Genomic DNA, 15,468 nt, shown 5'->3' on the forward strand with positions numbered 1-15,468 from the left:
TCTATGACAGATTACGTATTAGAAGATCAGGCGTTAAAAGACAAGCTTTATAAATTGATCGATGAAAAACATGACAAAATGATTGAAATCAGACACTACTTGCATCAACATCCAGAGGTTTCTTTTGAGGAAAAAGAAACGGGCAAATATATTGCTGATTTCTACAAAGATATGGATGTAAAGGTTGAAGCTAATTATGGCGATGGATACGGAGTGGTCGTTACGATCGATTCAGGTAATCCTGGTAAGACAATTGCTTTACGTGCTGATTTTGATGCTCTGCCAGTTCAAGAAGAGACTGGCTTGCCATATGCATCAGTAAATCCGGGTGCAATGCATGCTTGTGGACATGATGGTCATACAGCTTACATGTTGATCTTGGCGGAATCTTTGTATGAGATGCGCTCAGACTTAACTGGTAAGATCAAAATCGTACACCAACCAGCAGAGGAGACTCCTCCTGGTGGAGCTCAAGGGATGATCAAAGCTGGAGTACTTGATGGTGTCGATGCAATTTTGGGTGTTCACATGTGGGCCCCGATTCCTTACGGAACAGTTGAATGTACAACGGGACCAGTTATGGCGGGCCGTTCCAGTTTTAAGATGACAATTCATGGTAAGGGTGGACATGGCTCTGCTCCTCATTTGGCAAATGATGCGAACGTTGCTGCATCCTTCTTTGTTACGGCAGCGCAGACAATTGTTTCTCGTCGCGTCAATCCGTTCGATATGGCTACTTTAACGATCGGTAATTTTGACGGACGTGGTTCATTCAATGTCATCAAGGATTCAGTCTTCTTAGAAGGTGATGTTCGCTTCATGAAGGACGAAACTTGTGCCGTAGTAGAGAAGAATTTCAAGAACTTAGTCAAAGGTATGGAGATCATGTTCGATGTTAAAATCGATCTCTTCTATAACAATGATTATCCAGTCTTGAATAACGATAAGGAATTAACCGAAAAAGTTCAAAAGAGTTTGGAAAATGGCGGCATTAAAGAGATCAAACATCTAGATTTTGAAGGTCGAGAATCAGCATCCGAAGATTTTGCCTACTTCACGCAGAAGATTCCGGGGACTTATATGTTTGTTGGAGAGATGCCAGATGATGGAGTCTTCTATCCACATCACAGTCCTAAGTTTATTGCGAACGAAAAAGCCTTAGGTTTAACAGCAAAAGCTGTAGGTGCAGCCACTTTGGACTTGTTAAACAATTAAAGCTAAATTAACAGCTCTCACTGATCGGTGAGAGCTGTTATTCTTGAATTTATTTTTGATAATTAAATGATTTGTTTACTAAAGTCGTGTAGTATTCAAATTAGATAATTAAGAGGGGTACACATTATGGGAGATTTACGTTTTAACAGTGTTTTTGACATAATTGGACCAGTAATGGTTGGTCCCAGCAGTTCGCATACAGCGGGAGCTGCTAGAATCGGTAAAGTCGTGCATGATATCTTTGGTGAGAAACCAGAAAAAATAACTATTGATCTATATGAATCTTTCGCAAAGACATATCGTGGACATGGAACTGATGTAGCAATTGTGGCCGGTTTATTGGGAATGAAACCTGATGATCCACGTCTATCAGATTCTTTGAAGATTGCTTATGAAGATGGCATTACGGTTGCCTTTGTTCCTAAGAGTGACAAGGTCGACCATCCTAATACAACTAAGATAACCATGATCAAAGGTGATCATAAATTGACAGTTACCGGTGTCTCGATTGGTGGAGGGAATATTCAAATTTCTGAGATCAATGGTTTCAAGATCTCCTTGAGTATGGGCACACCTACTTATATTACTGTTCATCAAGATGTTGCAGGGATGATCACCAAGGTTACCCAAGCCTTCACTAAGCGCAATATCAATATCGGTACAATGACCGTTACACGTGAATCCAAGGGCGAAAAAGCCATTATGATCATCGAAGTTGATGATAAACAAGATCAAAAAGAAATTTTAAAAGAATTGCGTTCGCTGCAATATATGGACAACGTTACGTTCTTTGAATAGGAGAAGATTATGTTCTATACAGTTAGTGATTTAATAAAACAAAGTCAAGATTATCCATCAGTTGCTGAATTAATGATTGCAACTGAAATGGAAAATACTGGTCGTACTCGTGAACAGATTTTTGCCTTGATGGAACGTAACCTAGAAGCTATGGAAGGTTCTGTCAAGCAAGGTATCGCTGGTGTAAAGTCAGTCACAGGCCTAACTGGTGGTGATGCTAAGAAGATGGACGAGTACATCAAAAAAGGTGACTTCTTGAGTGGTCAGCCGATCCTCGAAGCCGCCAGAAATGCCGTGGCGGTCAATGAAGTGAATGCCAAAATGGGCTTGATCTGTGCAACACCAACAGCTGGTAGTGCCGGTGTTTTGGCCGGTGTCTTAATGGCAGTGCGAGATAGATTAAACTTGTCTCACGAAGACCAAGTTAATTTCTTATTCACTGCCGGAGCCTTTGGCTTGGCGATTGCCAATAATTCTTCAATTGCTGGTGCTGAAGGTGGCTGTCAAGCTGAAGTAGGTTCAGCTAGTGCTATGGCAGCAGCTTCACTAGTAATTGCCAAAGGAGGAACGGCTGAACAAGCAGGTTATGCCATTGCGATGACACTACAGAATCTGATGGGCCTGATCTGTGATCCTGTTGCTGGATTAGTTGAAGTTCCATGTGTAAAACGTAATGCAATGGGATCTTCACAAGCAATGATCTCAGCTGACATGGCATTAGCTGGAGTGAAAAATGTTATTCCAGTTGATGAAGTAGTCGAAGCAATGCATCGTGTCGGACAACAAATGCCATCGATCTTTAAAGAAACAGCCGAAGGTGGTTTGGCCACAACTCCAACTGCTTTGAAATTAAAAGATCAGATTTTTGGTGATGAATAGAGGGTTTTCGCTTCCGGTCAGCAGTAACTCCATCTGTGGCGGGACCGATTTGAGCCAAAAGGCGGTCTAAAATCTCGCTTTCTTGCTTTGCACAAACCGCAAATCAAGAAAGACGTCCGTGGTGTAAATGTGGGAAAACCGCCCACATTAACACCACAATTGCCATGGATTCCATTACTGCTGACCTCCAGCTGATTTAGAATAGTATTAACAAAAACAGTGAGTCACGATATGTGATTTGCTGTTTTTGCTTTGATAAATGATAAGTATTCGATAATTACAGGGTCACAATTGTAAACGGAATTAGAAGTAATACAAAATTAGCTGATGATGGAATTGTTGCCCACCATCAGCGGCAATAATCAAGAATAAAAAATATTAACAAATAATTATGCTTTTTTGACGTTATTTTCTAAATAATTAGTCAGAATTAATACTAATAATAAGAATAAATTTAATTATAAGGGCATTTACAACAATTGTGACAAGGAAGCGTCTATAATAGATATTGGAGAGGTCCCGTGTGGAATCTTAAAAATCAATGAAAGGTAGCGAATGTATGCAGGTATATAAGAATTCGTCAGAATTAGTAGACCAAATTAGAAAGAGTTATCATTTATTCATTGATCAATATGAAGGTATTACGGATAATGTCGCAGATGAGAGAATCGAGCAAGTCGAGAAGACACCGCGTGAGATGCTTTCATATCAAGTTGGTTGGATTCACATGATCTTATCATGGGAAAAGGCAGAAGAGGGCGGCCAAGATATTACCACACCAACTCCAGGCTATAAGTGGGATCAGATTCGACAGTTGTACGATGATTTTAATGTCAAATATGGTGCTCAAGGCTTGGACAATGAAAAAGATGAATTAAAACGAGTAGTTGAGGAATTGATCGACTGGATCGATCAAATGTCGCATGATGAACTATTCAAGCCCGGTGAAAGAAAGTGGGCAACAACTAAGGCTATGTGGCCAGTGTCCAAGTGGATCAGGATCAATGCTATATCGCCATTTACAAATTACAGCCGTCAGGTCAAGAAGTGGAAGAACTTTAATTTGAGACAGAGAGCTTAGTATATTTAAGACTCGATTGAATTCCGCTTCCGGTCAGCAGTAATTCCATCAGTGGCGGGACCGATTTGAGCCAAAAGGCGGTCTCAAATCTTGCTTTCTTGCTTTGCCAAAACCGCAAATCAAGAAAGACATCCAGTGGTGTAAATGCGGGAAAACCGCCCACATTTACACCACTTTCGCAACTGATTACATTACTGCTGACCTCCAGCTAAATAAGATGATCACAAGAAAAAGAGTTTTATGACAGTTTGTCATGAAACTCTTTTTTGGTATCTATTTGATATGAATATCAAGAAAGACGGTCACTCAAGACTAGCACTGAAGTATTAAGTTTCCTTATCTAGTGATTCTTATGAAGAAGTACAAAAACAGTCACATTATTATTTAGAGGAGTTAATCGATTAGTAGAACAAAATCAGCTGATGGTGGACAACAATGGAATCCGCCGTAAAAGTGTTCTTAGCGATTTATCGCTTAGAACATTTGACGACTTTGAAGACTACAGGCTTCAAAGCGAGGCCGAAGACGAAGACTGAGGCCGGTCCACGGCAGATGGAATTGCTGTCTACCATCAGCGGCATCCATCCACTCACCCACCACACCCTAGTTTTATTATCAAAATATCTAATAGAATACCCACTAATTATTATAAAAACATTAATAAAACGCCTTAAATAAATATTTTTTTATCAACCAAAAATGCCCGTTTAAGTTGATTTGTAGCTTTGAAAGACGATTATTTTTTAAATTATCATTGAATGATTCCCAAAATACTATTACAATTAATTTAATTTATTTCTAATAATGCGGAGGTTAAACTTATGGATTACTCTTATTTTCAAATTAATGAACAGGCTTTGGAAGTTATCTTCCCAGAGCAGATCAATGTTGAAGAGAACAAGTTAGTCCAGCAGGTATCTCAGAAGTTAATCGAAGAAGAGACAACTGGGGTCACAGGTGTTATTCCCGCATATCATACTTTGACAGTAAATTTTGATTACGATTTGACCAGTTTTAAATTACTAGAAGGTCAGATAGATTCGCTGATTGCGTCGTCAAGCGGCGAATCTATGTCAGTCAAAAGAATTGTTGAATTACCAGTCTGTTACGATGAGGAATTTGGTCCGGATCTCGAAGATGTCGCAGAATTTGCTTCTGTTAGCGTTGAGAAATTAATCAAATTGCACACCGGAACAGACTATTTTATTTTTATGATGGGTTTTTTGCCAGGTTTTGCTTACATGGGGTCAGTTCCTGAACAGATAGCAATGCCAAGATTAAAAGTTCCACGTAAGTCGATTGCTCCTGGAAGTGTTGGTATCGCCGGTGCTCAAACAGGCATGTATCCGGTAGAGTCTCCCGGAGGTTGGCGCTTGATCGGTCGGACACCAGTACAATTGTATGACCGCAATAATCCAGTTTTGAAATACAAGTCAGGGGACTACGTCCGCTTCAAGGCTATTACTAAGTCAGAATATTATGATATCCAAAAACAAGATCAGGCTGGTCAATACGATCTGAATATCATTACGGAAGGTGGAGCTGACAATGACTAATATCGTTAAAGTTATTAAACCAGGACTGTCCACGACGATTCAAGATCTAGGTCGAACTAGTCATCAAATCGAAGGCTTCCCTGAATCTGGAGCTATGGATAGATTTGAATATCAATTGGCTAATCTATTAGTCAACAATCATAAGAATGATGCTTCCTTGGAATTCGTAATGACCGGTCCAACTTTGAAATTTGAGTGTGATTCATTTATCGCACTAACTGGTGGTCAGCTGCATGCTTTGTTGGACGGCAAACCTATCCCTAAGAATCAGGCAATTCAAGTGAATACAGGATCGATTCTAGAATGTGGACCAATGGCAACTGGAAACTACGGTTATCTGGCTTTTTCAAATGGTGGCGTAGTTACTCAACCGGTACTCGATAGTCGATCAACTACCTTGAGAACACAGATGGGGGGTATTCAAGGCCGTGCATTGATAGCTGGAGATAATTTGCCGATTCGTGACAGTGTGATCATGCCTAGTTTGCAGTCACGAAAGATAAACTGGGATGTGGAAACTTCGAATGTGATCCGCTTCGTCAAAGGGCCACATTGGCAGATGTTTTCTGATAAAGCTCAGAAACAATTTGTTCAACAGAGTTACCGTGTTTCGGAGCAGATGGATCGCATGGGTTATCGCCTCAATGGTGATCCGCTCGAAGTTCCTAGTAAGAATTTGTTGTCTGAAGGAACAGTCTTTGGCAATATCCAGATAACTCGTGATGGCAGCCCGATTGTTCTGTTAGCTGACCGTCAGACGACTGGTGGTTATCCGGTTATTGGAACAGTCATCAAAGCTGACTGGAGCAAGTTGGTACAGATGCGAGTTAATACTGATTTTCACTTTATGGAAGTTACTATGGATACAGCGATGAATGCATTGGTAGCTCACCAAAAAATCTTAAATGACACTTATGAAAAATGGTATCAAAGCAGGTACCGCGAACCGATCGGTCCGTTAAGAAGAAATTCGATCAAGATCGAAAGATTGATCAAAAATAATTTGTAAAAGGAGAATGTTGAAATGGATTTAGAAAGAGTTGAAAAGTTGGTAAAAATGTTACAGGATGCGAATCTAAGTCATCTCGAAGTGAAAGATGATCAGGGACATGTGGTTTTGGATAAGAACGTAACAGTTGCTCCAGAACAGGTAGTAGAACAGCAGCCATCTAGTGAACAGGGCCAAAAAGATGCTCCGAAGAATTCAATCAATGCTCCTTTTGTAGGAACTTTCTACGCCTCAGAGCAACCTGGTAAAGCACCTTTAGTTAAAGCTGGAGATAAAGTAGAAGCTGGTCAATTGATCGGTATTATTGAAGCAATGAAAATGATGAATGAGGTCAAGGCTGAAACAGCCGGCACGATCGATCAAATATTAGTTTCAAATGGCGATACAGTTGAATACGATCAACCACTATTTACTCTGAAGGATTGAAGGTGTAACCATTGAAAAAAATATTGATTGCGAACCGTGGGGAAATCGCTGTTCGTATTATTCGAGCATGCAAATTACTGAATATTTGGAGTGTGGCAGTTTATTCGACCGCTGATGCTTCGGCAATGCATGTTGCCATGGCTGATGAAGCAATTTGTATCGGTGGTCCTAATCCTGAAGATAGTTATTTGAATCAGCAGAGCATCATCGCTGCCGCACAAATAACGCACGCGGATGCAATTCATCCCGGCTACGGATTCTTATCAGAGAATGCTGACTTTGCCAAGCTTTGTGAAAAACAAGGTATCAAGTTCATTGGTCCCAGCTCCAAAGTTATCTCGATCATGGGAGAAAAATCCGCTGCCCGTAAGACGATGATCAAAGCTGGGGTACCAGTTATTCCCGGCAGTAAGACCGACTTTACGACTTTTGCTGAAGCGAAGAAATCAGCTGAAGAGATCGGCTATCCGGTCATGTTGAAAGCTAGTTCTGGTGGTGGCGGTAAAGGGATGCGTGTGATTGAATCAGCTGAAGATTTTCAGAATCAGTTCGACTTAGCACAAGCTGAATCGAAGAATGACTTCGGTGATGATCACATGTACCTTGAAAAATATTTGGCGCATCCTCGACACATTGAAGTGCAAATTGCTGCTGACCAGTTTGGCAATGCGATTGCCATCGGTGAACGTGATTGTAGTTTGCAACAACGCCACCAAAAAGTGATCGAAGAAGCTCCAGCAAGTACTTTGGATGAAGTTACACGACAACAGATGTTTAATGTTTCGGTTAAGGCAGCCAAGGATATTCATTATGAGGGTCTAGGTACGATGGAATTCTTGTTTGATGGTCCAGAGCAGTTTTATTTCATGGAAATGAATACCAGAGTTCAAGTAGAACATCCAATAACTGAATTGACGACCGATGTTGATCTAGTTGACTTACAAATAAAGATCGCTCAGGGAGAACCGATTCCTTTTGCAGAGATCTCACGTCATAATTTTGCTTTGGAATGTCGGATCAATGCTAGAACTGCTGGAAAAGTGACAGCCTTACATTTGCCGGCTGGTCACGGCATCAGAACTGACAGCGCGTTATATCAAGGATATTTGATCCCGCCTAATTATGATTCAATGATCGCCAAGATAATTTCATTCGGTCATGACAGAGAAACCGCTATTAAACAAATGGAAGGTGCTTTGGACGAGACAGTCATCAGTGGAATCGATACTAATTTAGATTTCTTAACACAGGTTTTGCAAGAACCAGATTATTTGATCAACCACACTGATATTGGCTGGTTAGACAAGTTAACAGAATAAATAAGAGGTAATAATCGATGAAAAAAATAGATTTGAATAGTGATTTAGGAGAATCATTTGGAAGATACAGTTTGGGCAGAGATTCTGAAGTTATTCCACTAGTAAGTTCAGTCAATGTGGCTTGCGGCTATCATGCTGGGGATCCTGATGTGATGTCAGAAACTGTTAAATTAGCGGAACAGTCCGGAGTAGGCATTGGAGCTCATCCAGGTTTTCCGGACTTACAAGGATTCGGCCGTCGCAAGATGGATATGAAACCAGAACAAGTTGCTAATATGGTGACCTACCAAGTCGGTGCTTTACAGGCATTCACTTCGGCGAAGAAACTTCATCACGTCAAACCGCACGGGGCAATATACAATGCAGCTGCCAAAGATCATGAATTAGCAGTTGCGATTTGCCAGGGCATCTATCGAGTTGATCCAACTTTGCCGATTTATGGACTGGCTAACAGTGAACTTATTTCTGCTGCTAGGGAAGTCGGCTTACCGTATGCACAAGAAGCTTTTGGCGATCGTAATTACAACGCTGATGGTACATTAGTGAGTCGTAGTTTGCCCAACGCTGTGATCAAGGATCCAGTAGTCATTGCCAAGCGAGTGGCTAAGATGATCAATGATCAAGAAATAGTTGCGCTGGATGGAACTAAGATTCCGTTACAACCTGACTCCATCTGTGTTCATGGCGATAATCAAGCTGCCTTGGACATTGTTAAGCAACTACATGTTGGCTTAGCTGAGGCTGGAATTAATATTCAAACATTTTAAAAAAATTAAATAATATGTGTGGTGAAAGATCTTATGAAAGATAAAGATCAAATTATAGATGATAAAGTAACTACCACTCGTTCCCCAAGAAGTATTGCCATGGGGGCAGCCTTCTTGATGGCGATGGCAGCTGTGGGACCAGGATTTTTGACACAAACTGCCACTTTTACAGGACAAATGGGAGCAGACTTTGGCTTTGCGATTCTATTGTGTATCATTGTTGACTTCATCGTACAGATGAATGTTTGGCGAATTATTGTGGTTAGTGGTAAGAGAGCTCAAGTTATCGCTAATGAAATTTTGCCTGGTTTAGGATATGTCTTATCGTTTTTAGTAGCCGCCGGAGGATTACTCTTCAATATTGGTAATATCGGTGGTGCAGGTTTAGGCTTGAATGTCTTATTTGGAATTTCTCCTGAAAATGGGGCCGTGATTGCAGCCTGTATTGCGATCGCCATCTTCGTCGCAAATAATGCGATGACGGTGATGGACCGAACGGTTCAATTGCTAGCAGTTGTAAAAATTGCTATTTTAATTTATATAATCTTTGTCATGGCAGTACCTTATCAAACCGCTGTGATACACACCTTTGTGCCTAGTCATATTGATTTCTATTCAATTGTGACGATCGTTGGTGGAACTGTTGGAGGATATATTTCATTCTCTGGCGGACATCGATTGATCGAAGGTGGATTAAAGGGTGAAAAAGAATTGAAGTATGTTAATGAGGGAGCCATAACTGGTATCGGTGTGGCATCATTTATTCGTATCTTGCTCTTCTTGGCCGGTTTAGCAGTTGTGACAACCGGATATAAGTTAGATCCAACTAATCCTGCTGCTTCGATTTTTAAATATGCGGCCGGAGAATTCGGTTATAAGTTCTTCGGTATCTTGTTATTTGCGGCTGGGATGACTTCGACTCTAGGTTCGACCTTTACTTCGATCTCGTTCTTGAATTATACGAGAAGTGAAAAGGCAGCTAATAAATTAGCTAAGTACAATCGAGTTTTTGTCATGGCATTTATTATTATCTCTGCAGCAATCTTTTACTTCGTAGGTAATCCGGCTAAGGTGCTGGTCGTAGTTGGAGCGATCAATGGCTTTATTCTGCCAATCTCACTAGCAATCTTATTGTTAGCAGCGTACAAACAAAAAATCATTGGGAATTATCATCACCCAATGATTTTGACAGTAACTGGTTGGATCGTCGTGGCGTTCATGACTTTTGCCAGTGTGGAAACTTTAATTAAGTTATTTTAGAAAAACTTTCGTAACTTCGCCACTATTGATGATATGGCGGAGTTTTTTTGTATCCTCTAGGATCAGTGCACCGTTAGAATTTATATCCACAGCAGTACCAGTTAGCTCAGTGTTTCCATTAACTATTCTGACCGTCTTGTTTAATGTATCGCAAAGCTTGCGATATTCTGGTAAAAAATCACCAGTTTGGTATGTTGGAAATCTTGAGAAAAATTGATTGAGTATGTCCGCAATCACAATATTTCGATCGATAGAATCATTACTAGAAATAGAAGTGGCGATAGTCTGCAGTTCTTTAGGAAAATCTGCCGTATTCAAGTTGATGCCAATGCCAAGCACTAGATGATTACCATTGGAGTTGTTAATATTCTCAGCAAGGATACCACCGACTTTTTTATTATTTAATAGAAGGTCGTTGATCCATTTTAATTTGAGATTCTCTTCAGGAAAGTTTTTTTTAAGAGCTGTTATGGAAGCTAGGCCAGCCATAGTCGTTAATAATCCGGGATTAGTGATAGTGGTGGGAATAATGATACTGAGATAGATCCCAGTTTGTTGAGGAGAATAAAAATCACGCTTGAAGCGACCGTATCCGGCAGTTTGAGCGTCGGCAATAATAGCGACAGTCTGGTTGGGATGGTCGAGTAGGTATTCTTTAGCAAATGTATTAGTAGAATTTATCTTTTTAAAAGTCAGAATCTTTATTGGTTGATCGATCTTATTCTCAATAGTAGATCGGTTGATTGGTATATTTGTCATGATGTTTCCTCTAATTGGTAATTTAGCATGAATTTTCGGTTGTGTAATTATCGGCTTAGTGTTTACTAAACTGGACAATTTGGACAACTATAACTGGTATAATAATTATAAATGTATTATAGATAATTAAAAGTAAATTGGAGAAAATATGAGTAGGTATATTGGAGTCGATCTGGGTGGTAAATCAATCAAGTACGCCGGTATTGATGAATCAGGGAACATATCGAATCGCAGTGAACTTTCTGCAACGGGTGACAAGGAAGAAGTATTGGTAAACCTTCAGAATGCCTTGTTTGACCTGGACGAAAAAGCAGGAATCTTTGAAGGCGTTGGTGTCAGTGTCTCGGGTATTGTGCAGCACAATGGTCTATTAACGACTGCCGGGATCGTGAAGCCACTTTATGATGTTAACTTAAAGGATATCTTGGAAGAGAAGACTGAATTGCCAGTTTATATTGAGAACAACGCTAATGCAGTCGCTCTAGCAGAGAAGTGGTTAGGAGTGGCTAAGCACTATCATAACTATGTCGGTCTGCTCTTGGACGTTGGTGCCGGCGGTGCTATCATCATCAACGATCAGATCTATCATGGCGCTCATGCTAGAGCCGGTGAATTCGGCTGGATGCTGACGGATGAGGACGATATAGATACCGAAATGGGCTCACTGAATTATCGTGGGGCGCCTGTCTTGGGACTTCTACGCCGTTATAATCAGTTCACTGATTATGGTGCTGACAGTCCGGAAATGATCCTTAGCCGAGCTATTGGCGGGGAACCATTAGCTAATAGAGTGTTGAATAGCTACTGCCACAGCCTGGCCAAAGAGATCATCAATCTCAACGTTGCCTTCGATCCCGAAGCAGTCGTTGTGACCGGAAATATTACGAAGAACAATAAGTTTATGGATAAGTTGAATCAAGAGGTATTGCGTATCCAGAAGTCGCGTAGCAGTATTGCATCAATGAGTATTCCTAATCTCGTCGCTGCAGAACTAGATTGCGGGGATGCCAAGATGCTTGGGGCAGTTTATCAATTGATCCAGGAAATAAAATAAAGAGTTCAGTCAATGACGACTGGACTCTTTTTTTGGATGCGAATAGATTCGGCTAATGTTTTGGGTAGTAGTTGTTTGGTACCTGTTCTGAGATTAAAAATAATGATATTGTCTTCAGCTGAACTCAATAGACGAACAGTATCTTGAAGTTTGATATCGATGGTTTCTAAAATACTGAAGACATAGCTATCTTCAGCGAAACTCTTAACGACGTATTCTTGATCAGGGATCAATTCATCAGTTAGTGTCAATTGATCAGTTGTTATCATTGGTGAATTGTTAGGAATGATGTTGCCGTGCGGACAGAACTTGGGATAATTGAGACGATCGTTCAATCGATCTATAAAATGCTGATTGATCTGATTAGTTAAGATGTCTGACTCTTTGTGAGCCGCTTCTAAGGAGAACCCTAAGTCATTCACTAACCAAACTTCGATCAATCGTTGTTGCTGAATATAAGGATTCAAGATCGTAATACCATTTGCAGTCAACTTGGATCCATAGTAGCGCGTATATGAGAGCAAGTCAGTATTCTTTGAAAGGTTCCTAGTTCGTTCAGTAACAGAGGCGTTACTAAGGTGAGCCTTTTTGGCAATATCACCATTACTGACATTGTGTAGATAGCCGCCTAGTTCGTATATTAATTTTAAAAAGTTCAAATCGCTCATTTTTAATCACCAGAATATTTTTTGATACTTTAATCATATTTTTGAATAGCCTAGTTGTCAAATATAAATTAGGTTAGACTAACTAAAATATTTAATAAAATAAATAATTTTGTATAAAATAACTTTTTTATTTGTCAAAGCGTCAACTATATTCCTGATATATAGAGCTTTCATGATTTTTTTCAGCAAGTCAAAGATGAATTTTAAATGTTATTATATTAAGTAAGTTATCGCTTTCAATTGTGATAACAAAATTAAAAAATATGTACTTTTTTGTTAGATACTCCTAAAAAAATCTTTACAGATTGTTAATTTGTTATAGAATTGAGTTCGTAGAAAGGAGTGATTTGAATGTCAGAAGAAAAAAAGACTTTCGATAGAGTTTTAGTCGGTGTTGATGATTCCGAAGATGCACAATTAGCGTTCCGCTATGCAATGAGACGTTGTATCAAAGATAATTCCACGATGATCATTACCTCGATTTTGGAAAACGATGAAATGAATGTTTATCAAGCTTTAACTAAGGACTATGTCCATGGTGAACGAGAGGAACTTGAGAAACACATCTTAGAATATCGCGATGTAGCTTTGAAAGCTGGGGTGAAGAAAGTAGAAGCCATCGTCGCTGAAGGGGATCCAGGTGAAACAATTGTTAAAAAAGTTATTCCTAGTGCAGAAGCTGATCTCTTGGTTATCGGTTCATTATCAAAACGAGGAATACGCAAATACTTTGGCTCACAAGCAGCTTATATGGCAAAGTATTCACCGATATCTATAATGATTGTTCGTTAAAATTTAAATAGGGAGATTATTTATGGCAAAGGAAAATGAAACTCCACGCAAGCATAAACTTATCCAATATGCGAATGGTCCTTCACTAGAAGAGATCAATGGAACAGTTGAAGTTCCTAAGGATAAGGGATTTATTAAGACATTATTAGCTTATTCAGGACCAGGTGCATTAGTTGCGGTTGGTTATATGGATCCAGGTAACTGGTCAACATCAATTACCGGTGGTCAAAATTTTCAGTACTTACTAATGTCAGTTATTCTAATTTCTAGTTTAATTGCCATGTTATTACAATATATGGCAGCTAAACTAGGGATTGTAAGCAGTATGGACTTGGCGCAAGCCATTAGAGCCAGAACGAGTAAGGCATTAGGAATTGTTTTGTGGATCTTAACAGAGTTCGCCATTATGGCAACAGATATCGCCGAAGTTATCGGTGCCGCGATTGCCTTGTATCTGTTGTTCCATATTCCATTAGTCATTGCGGTATTCATTACCGTTCTAGATGTTTTAGTATTGCTATTATTAACAAAAATCGGTTTCAGAAAAATCGAAGCAATCGTTGTTTGCTTGATTTTGGTTATTTTATTCGTCTTTGTTTATCAAGTAGCATTGTCAAACCCTGATTGGGCTGGTGTCTTCAGTGGTTTAGTACCAAATGCTAGAACTTTTTCAACTAGTGAAAAGGTCGCCGGTATGACACCATTGAGTGGTGCTTTAGGTATTATCGGTGCGACAGTTATGCCACATAATTTGTACTTGCACTCAGCTATTTCTCAAACACGTAAAGTGGATCATAACGATGAAGAATCAGTTGCTAGAAACGTTAAGTTCTCAGCTTGGGATTCAAATATCCAATTGACAGCCGCATTCTTTGTTAATGCATTGCTATTGATCATGGGTGTTGCGGTCTTTAAGACAGGTGCCGTAAAAGATCCATCATTCTTCGGTTTATATGAAGCCTTGTCAGATACTTCTACTTTAAGTAATGGTATTTTGATTGGTGTTGCTAAATCAGGAATTCTTTCAACATTATTTGCCGTTGCCTTGTTGGCATCGGGTCAAAACTCAACTATTACTGGTACCTTAACTGGTCAAGTTATCATGGAAGGTTTCGTTCATATGAAGATGCCTCTCTGGTTGAGAAGATTAGTTACACGTTTGATCTCAGTTATTCCAGTTCTTATCTGTGTTATGTTAACTAGCGGTAAGAGTGCCGTTGACGAACATACAGCTTTGAATAACTTAATGAATAACTCGCAGGTCTTCTTAGCTTTCGCCTTGCCATTCTCAATGTTGCCATTATTGATGATGACTGACAGTGAAGTTGAAATGGGTCATAGATTTAAGAACAGTCTTTGGGTCAAAGTACTGGGATGGTTCTCAGTTATTGGCTTGACGGTCTTAAACTTGATCAGTTTGCCAGATCAAATCTTGGCATTCTATGGTGACAATCCAAGTGCAGCTGATGTAACAGCTTCAAATGTGATCGCATATGTATTGATCTTTGCTGTGCTGGCTTTGTTGGTATGGACAGTTGTAGACTTACATTATGGTAATAAAAAACTAAGAGCACAAGTTACTGAAGCTAAATTGGCTGATCAATAATAAGGATTTTGTTTTTGCTTCCGTTTCCGCTTCCGGTCAGCAGTAATTCCATCAGTGGCGGGACCGATTTTAGCCAAAAGGCGGTCTAAAATCTTGCTTTGCATAAATCGCAAATCAAGAAAGATATCCGTGCTGTAAATACGGAAAACCACCGCATTAACACCACAATCGCCACGGATTCTATTACTGCTGACCTCCAGCTAGATATTATGAGTTATATAAAAATAGCACGTACGATAATATATTCAAATTATCGTACGTGCTATTTGATTTGTAACA

At 39.7% G+C, this 15,468-nt stretch carries 16 protein-coding genes; 14 read left to right on the plus strand and 2 right to left on the minus strand.

Annotation, left to right across the window (positions count from 1 at the left end):
• The first annotated feature begins 3 nt into the window (after nt 1–3).
• The 11 genes from U8519_RS06875 to U8519_RS06925 all read left to right on the plus strand — a co-directional run bounded on the left by U8519_RS06875 (nt 4) and on the right by U8519_RS06925 (nt 10,310).
• Nucleotides 4–1,215 carry an amidohydrolase gene (locus tag U8519_RS06875; RefSeq protein ID WP_334329581.1) on the plus strand — a complete coding sequence of 404 codons (1,212 nt, stop codon included), beginning with the start codon at nt 4–6 and terminating at the stop codon, nt 1,213–1,215.
• 126 nt (nt 1,216–1,341) lie between these two features.
• Nucleotides 1,342–2,013 (plus strand): L-serine ammonia-lyase, iron-sulfur-dependent subunit beta, encoded by a 672-nt coding sequence (gene sdaAB, locus U8519_RS06880; RefSeq protein ID WP_334329582.1) that lies wholly within the window; start codon nt 1,342–1,344, stop codon nt 2,011–2,013.
• 9 nt (nt 2,014–2,022) lie between these two features.
• Nucleotides 2,023–2,892, plus strand: a complete 870-nt coding sequence (gene sdaAA / locus U8519_RS06885; protein WP_334329583.1) for an L-serine ammonia-lyase, iron-sulfur-dependent, subunit alpha — start codon at nt 2,023–2,025, stop codon at nt 2,890–2,892.
• Nucleotides 2,893–3,451: 559 nt separating this feature from the next.
• On the plus strand, nt 3,452–3,973 hold the full coding sequence (locus U8519_RS06890) for a ClbS/DfsB family four-helix bundle protein (RefSeq protein WP_334329584.1): 522 nt from the start codon (nt 3,452–3,454) through the stop codon (nt 3,971–3,973).
• 435 nt (nt 3,974–4,408) lie between these two features.
• Nucleotides 4,409–4,651, plus strand: a complete 243-nt coding sequence (locus tag U8519_RS06895) for a hypothetical protein (protein ID WP_334329585.1) — start codon at nt 4,409–4,411, stop codon at nt 4,649–4,651.
• A 143-nt stretch (nt 4,652–4,794) separates the two neighbouring features.
• Nucleotides 4,795–5,529 carry a 5-oxoprolinase subunit PxpB gene (pxpB, locus tag U8519_RS06900; RefSeq protein WP_334329586.1) on the plus strand — a complete coding sequence of 245 codons (735 nt, stop codon included), beginning with the start codon at nt 4,795–4,797 and terminating at the stop codon, nt 5,527–5,529.
• Nucleotides 5,522–6,538 carry a biotin-dependent carboxyltransferase family protein gene (locus U8519_RS06905; protein WP_334329587.1) on the plus strand — a complete coding sequence of 339 codons (1,017 nt, stop codon included), beginning with the start codon at nt 5,522–5,524 and terminating at the stop codon, nt 6,536–6,538. Before pxpB ends, U8519_RS06905 begins: the two co-directional genes overlap by 8 nt.
• A gap of 15 nt (nt 6,539–6,553) precedes the next feature.
• A complete protein-coding gene (locus U8519_RS06910) occupies nt 6,554–6,964 on the plus strand; it encodes an acetyl-CoA carboxylase biotin carboxyl carrier protein (protein ID WP_334329588.1) in 411 nt (136 codons plus the stop codon).
• A gap of 11 nt (nt 6,965–6,975) precedes the next feature.
• On the plus strand, nt 6,976–8,283 hold the full coding sequence (locus U8519_RS06915; protein ID WP_334329589.1) for an acetyl-CoA carboxylase biotin carboxylase subunit: 1,308 nt from the start codon (nt 6,976–6,978) through the stop codon (nt 8,281–8,283).
• Between the two features lie 17 nt (nt 8,284–8,300).
• Entirely contained in the window at nt 8,301–9,050 is a 750-nt protein-coding gene (locus U8519_RS06920; protein ID WP_334329590.1) for a LamB/YcsF family protein, read from the plus strand.
• A 33-nt stretch (nt 9,051–9,083) separates the two neighbouring features.
• Entirely contained in the window at nt 9,084–10,310 is a 1,227-nt protein-coding gene (locus U8519_RS06925) for an NRAMP family divalent metal transporter (RefSeq protein ID WP_334329591.1), read from the plus strand.
• Here U8519_RS06925 and U8519_RS06930 read toward each other — a convergent pair.
• Nucleotides 10,302–11,069, minus strand: a complete 768-nt coding sequence (locus U8519_RS06930; protein WP_334329592.1) for a biotin--[acetyl-CoA-carboxylase] ligase — start codon at nt 11,067–11,069, stop codon at nt 10,302–10,304. The genes U8519_RS06925 and U8519_RS06930 overlap by 9 nt on opposite strands.
• A gap of 148 nt (nt 11,070–11,217) precedes the next feature.
• On the opposite strand from U8519_RS06930, the gene U8519_RS06935 reads away from it, so the two are divergent.
• Nucleotides 11,218–12,123, plus strand: coding sequence for an ROK family protein (locus tag U8519_RS06935; protein ID WP_334329593.1), 906 nt, complete (start codon nt 11,218–11,220; stop codon nt 12,121–12,123).
• Between the two features lie 5 nt (nt 12,124–12,128).
• Here U8519_RS06935 and U8519_RS06940 read toward each other — a convergent pair whose 3' ends face one another.
• Nucleotides 12,129–12,791: a metal-dependent transcriptional regulator gene (locus tag U8519_RS06940; RefSeq protein WP_334329594.1), complete on the minus strand. Its 663-nt coding sequence runs from the start codon at nt 12,789–12,791 to the stop codon at nt 12,129–12,131.
• A 351-nt stretch (nt 12,792–13,142) separates the two neighbouring features.
• On the opposite strand from U8519_RS06940, the gene U8519_RS06945 reads away from it, so the two are divergent.
• Both U8519_RS06945 and U8519_RS06950 read left to right on the plus strand, forming a co-directional pair.
• Nucleotides 13,143–13,583, plus strand: a complete 441-nt coding sequence (locus tag U8519_RS06945; protein WP_334329595.1) for a universal stress protein — start codon at nt 13,143–13,145, stop codon at nt 13,581–13,583.
• Between the two features lie 22 nt (nt 13,584–13,605).
• Nucleotides 13,606–15,189, plus strand: coding sequence for an Nramp family divalent metal transporter (locus U8519_RS06950; protein ID WP_334329596.1), 1,584 nt, complete (start codon nt 13,606–13,608; stop codon nt 15,187–15,189).
• Nucleotides 15,190–15,468 lie beyond the last annotated feature (279 nt).

The sequence above is a fragment of the Companilactobacillus sp. HBUAS59699 genome, from assembly GCF_036913575.1.
Classification (GTDB): Bacteria; Bacillota; Bacilli; order Lactobacillales; family Lactobacillaceae; genus Companilactobacillus.

What these genes read in the sequence shown, in the direction of transcription:
- pxpB (WP_334329586.1), top strand. Translation starts at nt 4,795, where the DNA reads ATGGATTACTCTTATTTTCAAATTAATGAACAGGCTTTGGAAGTTATC.
- U8519_RS06940 (WP_334329594.1), bottom strand. Translation starts at nt 12,791, where the DNA reads ATGAGCGATTTGAACTTTTTAAAATTAATATACGAACTAGGCGGCTAT.
- sdaAA (WP_334329583.1), top strand. Translation starts at nt 2,023, where the DNA reads ATGTTCTATACAGTTAGTGATTTAATAAAACAAAGTCAAGATTATCCA.
- U8519_RS06875 (WP_334329581.1), top strand. Translation starts at nt 4, where the DNA reads ATGACAGATTACGTATTAGAAGATCAGGCGTTAAAAGACAAGCTTTAT.
- U8519_RS06945 (WP_334329595.1), top strand. Translation starts at nt 13,143, where the DNA reads ATGTCAGAAGAAAAAAAGACTTTCGATAGAGTTTTAGTCGGTGTTGAT.
- U8519_RS06920 (WP_334329590.1), top strand. Translation starts at nt 8,301, where the DNA reads ATGAAAAAAATAGATTTGAATAGTGATTTAGGAGAATCATTTGGAAGA.
- U8519_RS06910 (WP_334329588.1), top strand. Translation starts at nt 6,554, where the DNA reads ATGGATTTAGAAAGAGTTGAAAAGTTGGTAAAAATGTTACAGGATGCG.
- U8519_RS06905 (WP_334329587.1), top strand. Translation starts at nt 5,522, where the DNA reads ATGACTAATATCGTTAAAGTTATTAAACCAGGACTGTCCACGACGATT.
- U8519_RS06925 (WP_334329591.1), top strand. Translation starts at nt 9,084, where the DNA reads ATGAAAGATAAAGATCAAATTATAGATGATAAAGTAACTACCACTCGT.
- U8519_RS06935 (WP_334329593.1), top strand. Translation starts at nt 11,218, where the DNA reads ATGAGTAGGTATATTGGAGTCGATCTGGGTGGTAAATCAATCAAGTAC.
- U8519_RS06895 (WP_334329585.1), top strand. Translation starts at nt 4,409, where the DNA reads ATGGAATCCGCCGTAAAAGTGTTCTTAGCGATTTATCGCTTAGAACAT.
- U8519_RS06930 (WP_334329592.1), bottom strand. Translation starts at nt 11,069, where the DNA reads ATGACAAATATACCAATCAACCGATCTACTATTGAGAATAAGATCGAT.
- U8519_RS06890 (WP_334329584.1), top strand. Translation starts at nt 3,452, where the DNA reads ATGCAGGTATATAAGAATTCGTCAGAATTAGTAGACCAAATTAGAAAG.
- sdaAB (WP_334329582.1), top strand. Translation starts at nt 1,342, where the DNA reads ATGGGAGATTTACGTTTTAACAGTGTTTTTGACATAATTGGACCAGTA.
- U8519_RS06950 (WP_334329596.1), top strand. Translation starts at nt 13,606, where the DNA reads ATGGCAAAGGAAAATGAAACTCCACGCAAGCATAAACTTATCCAATAT.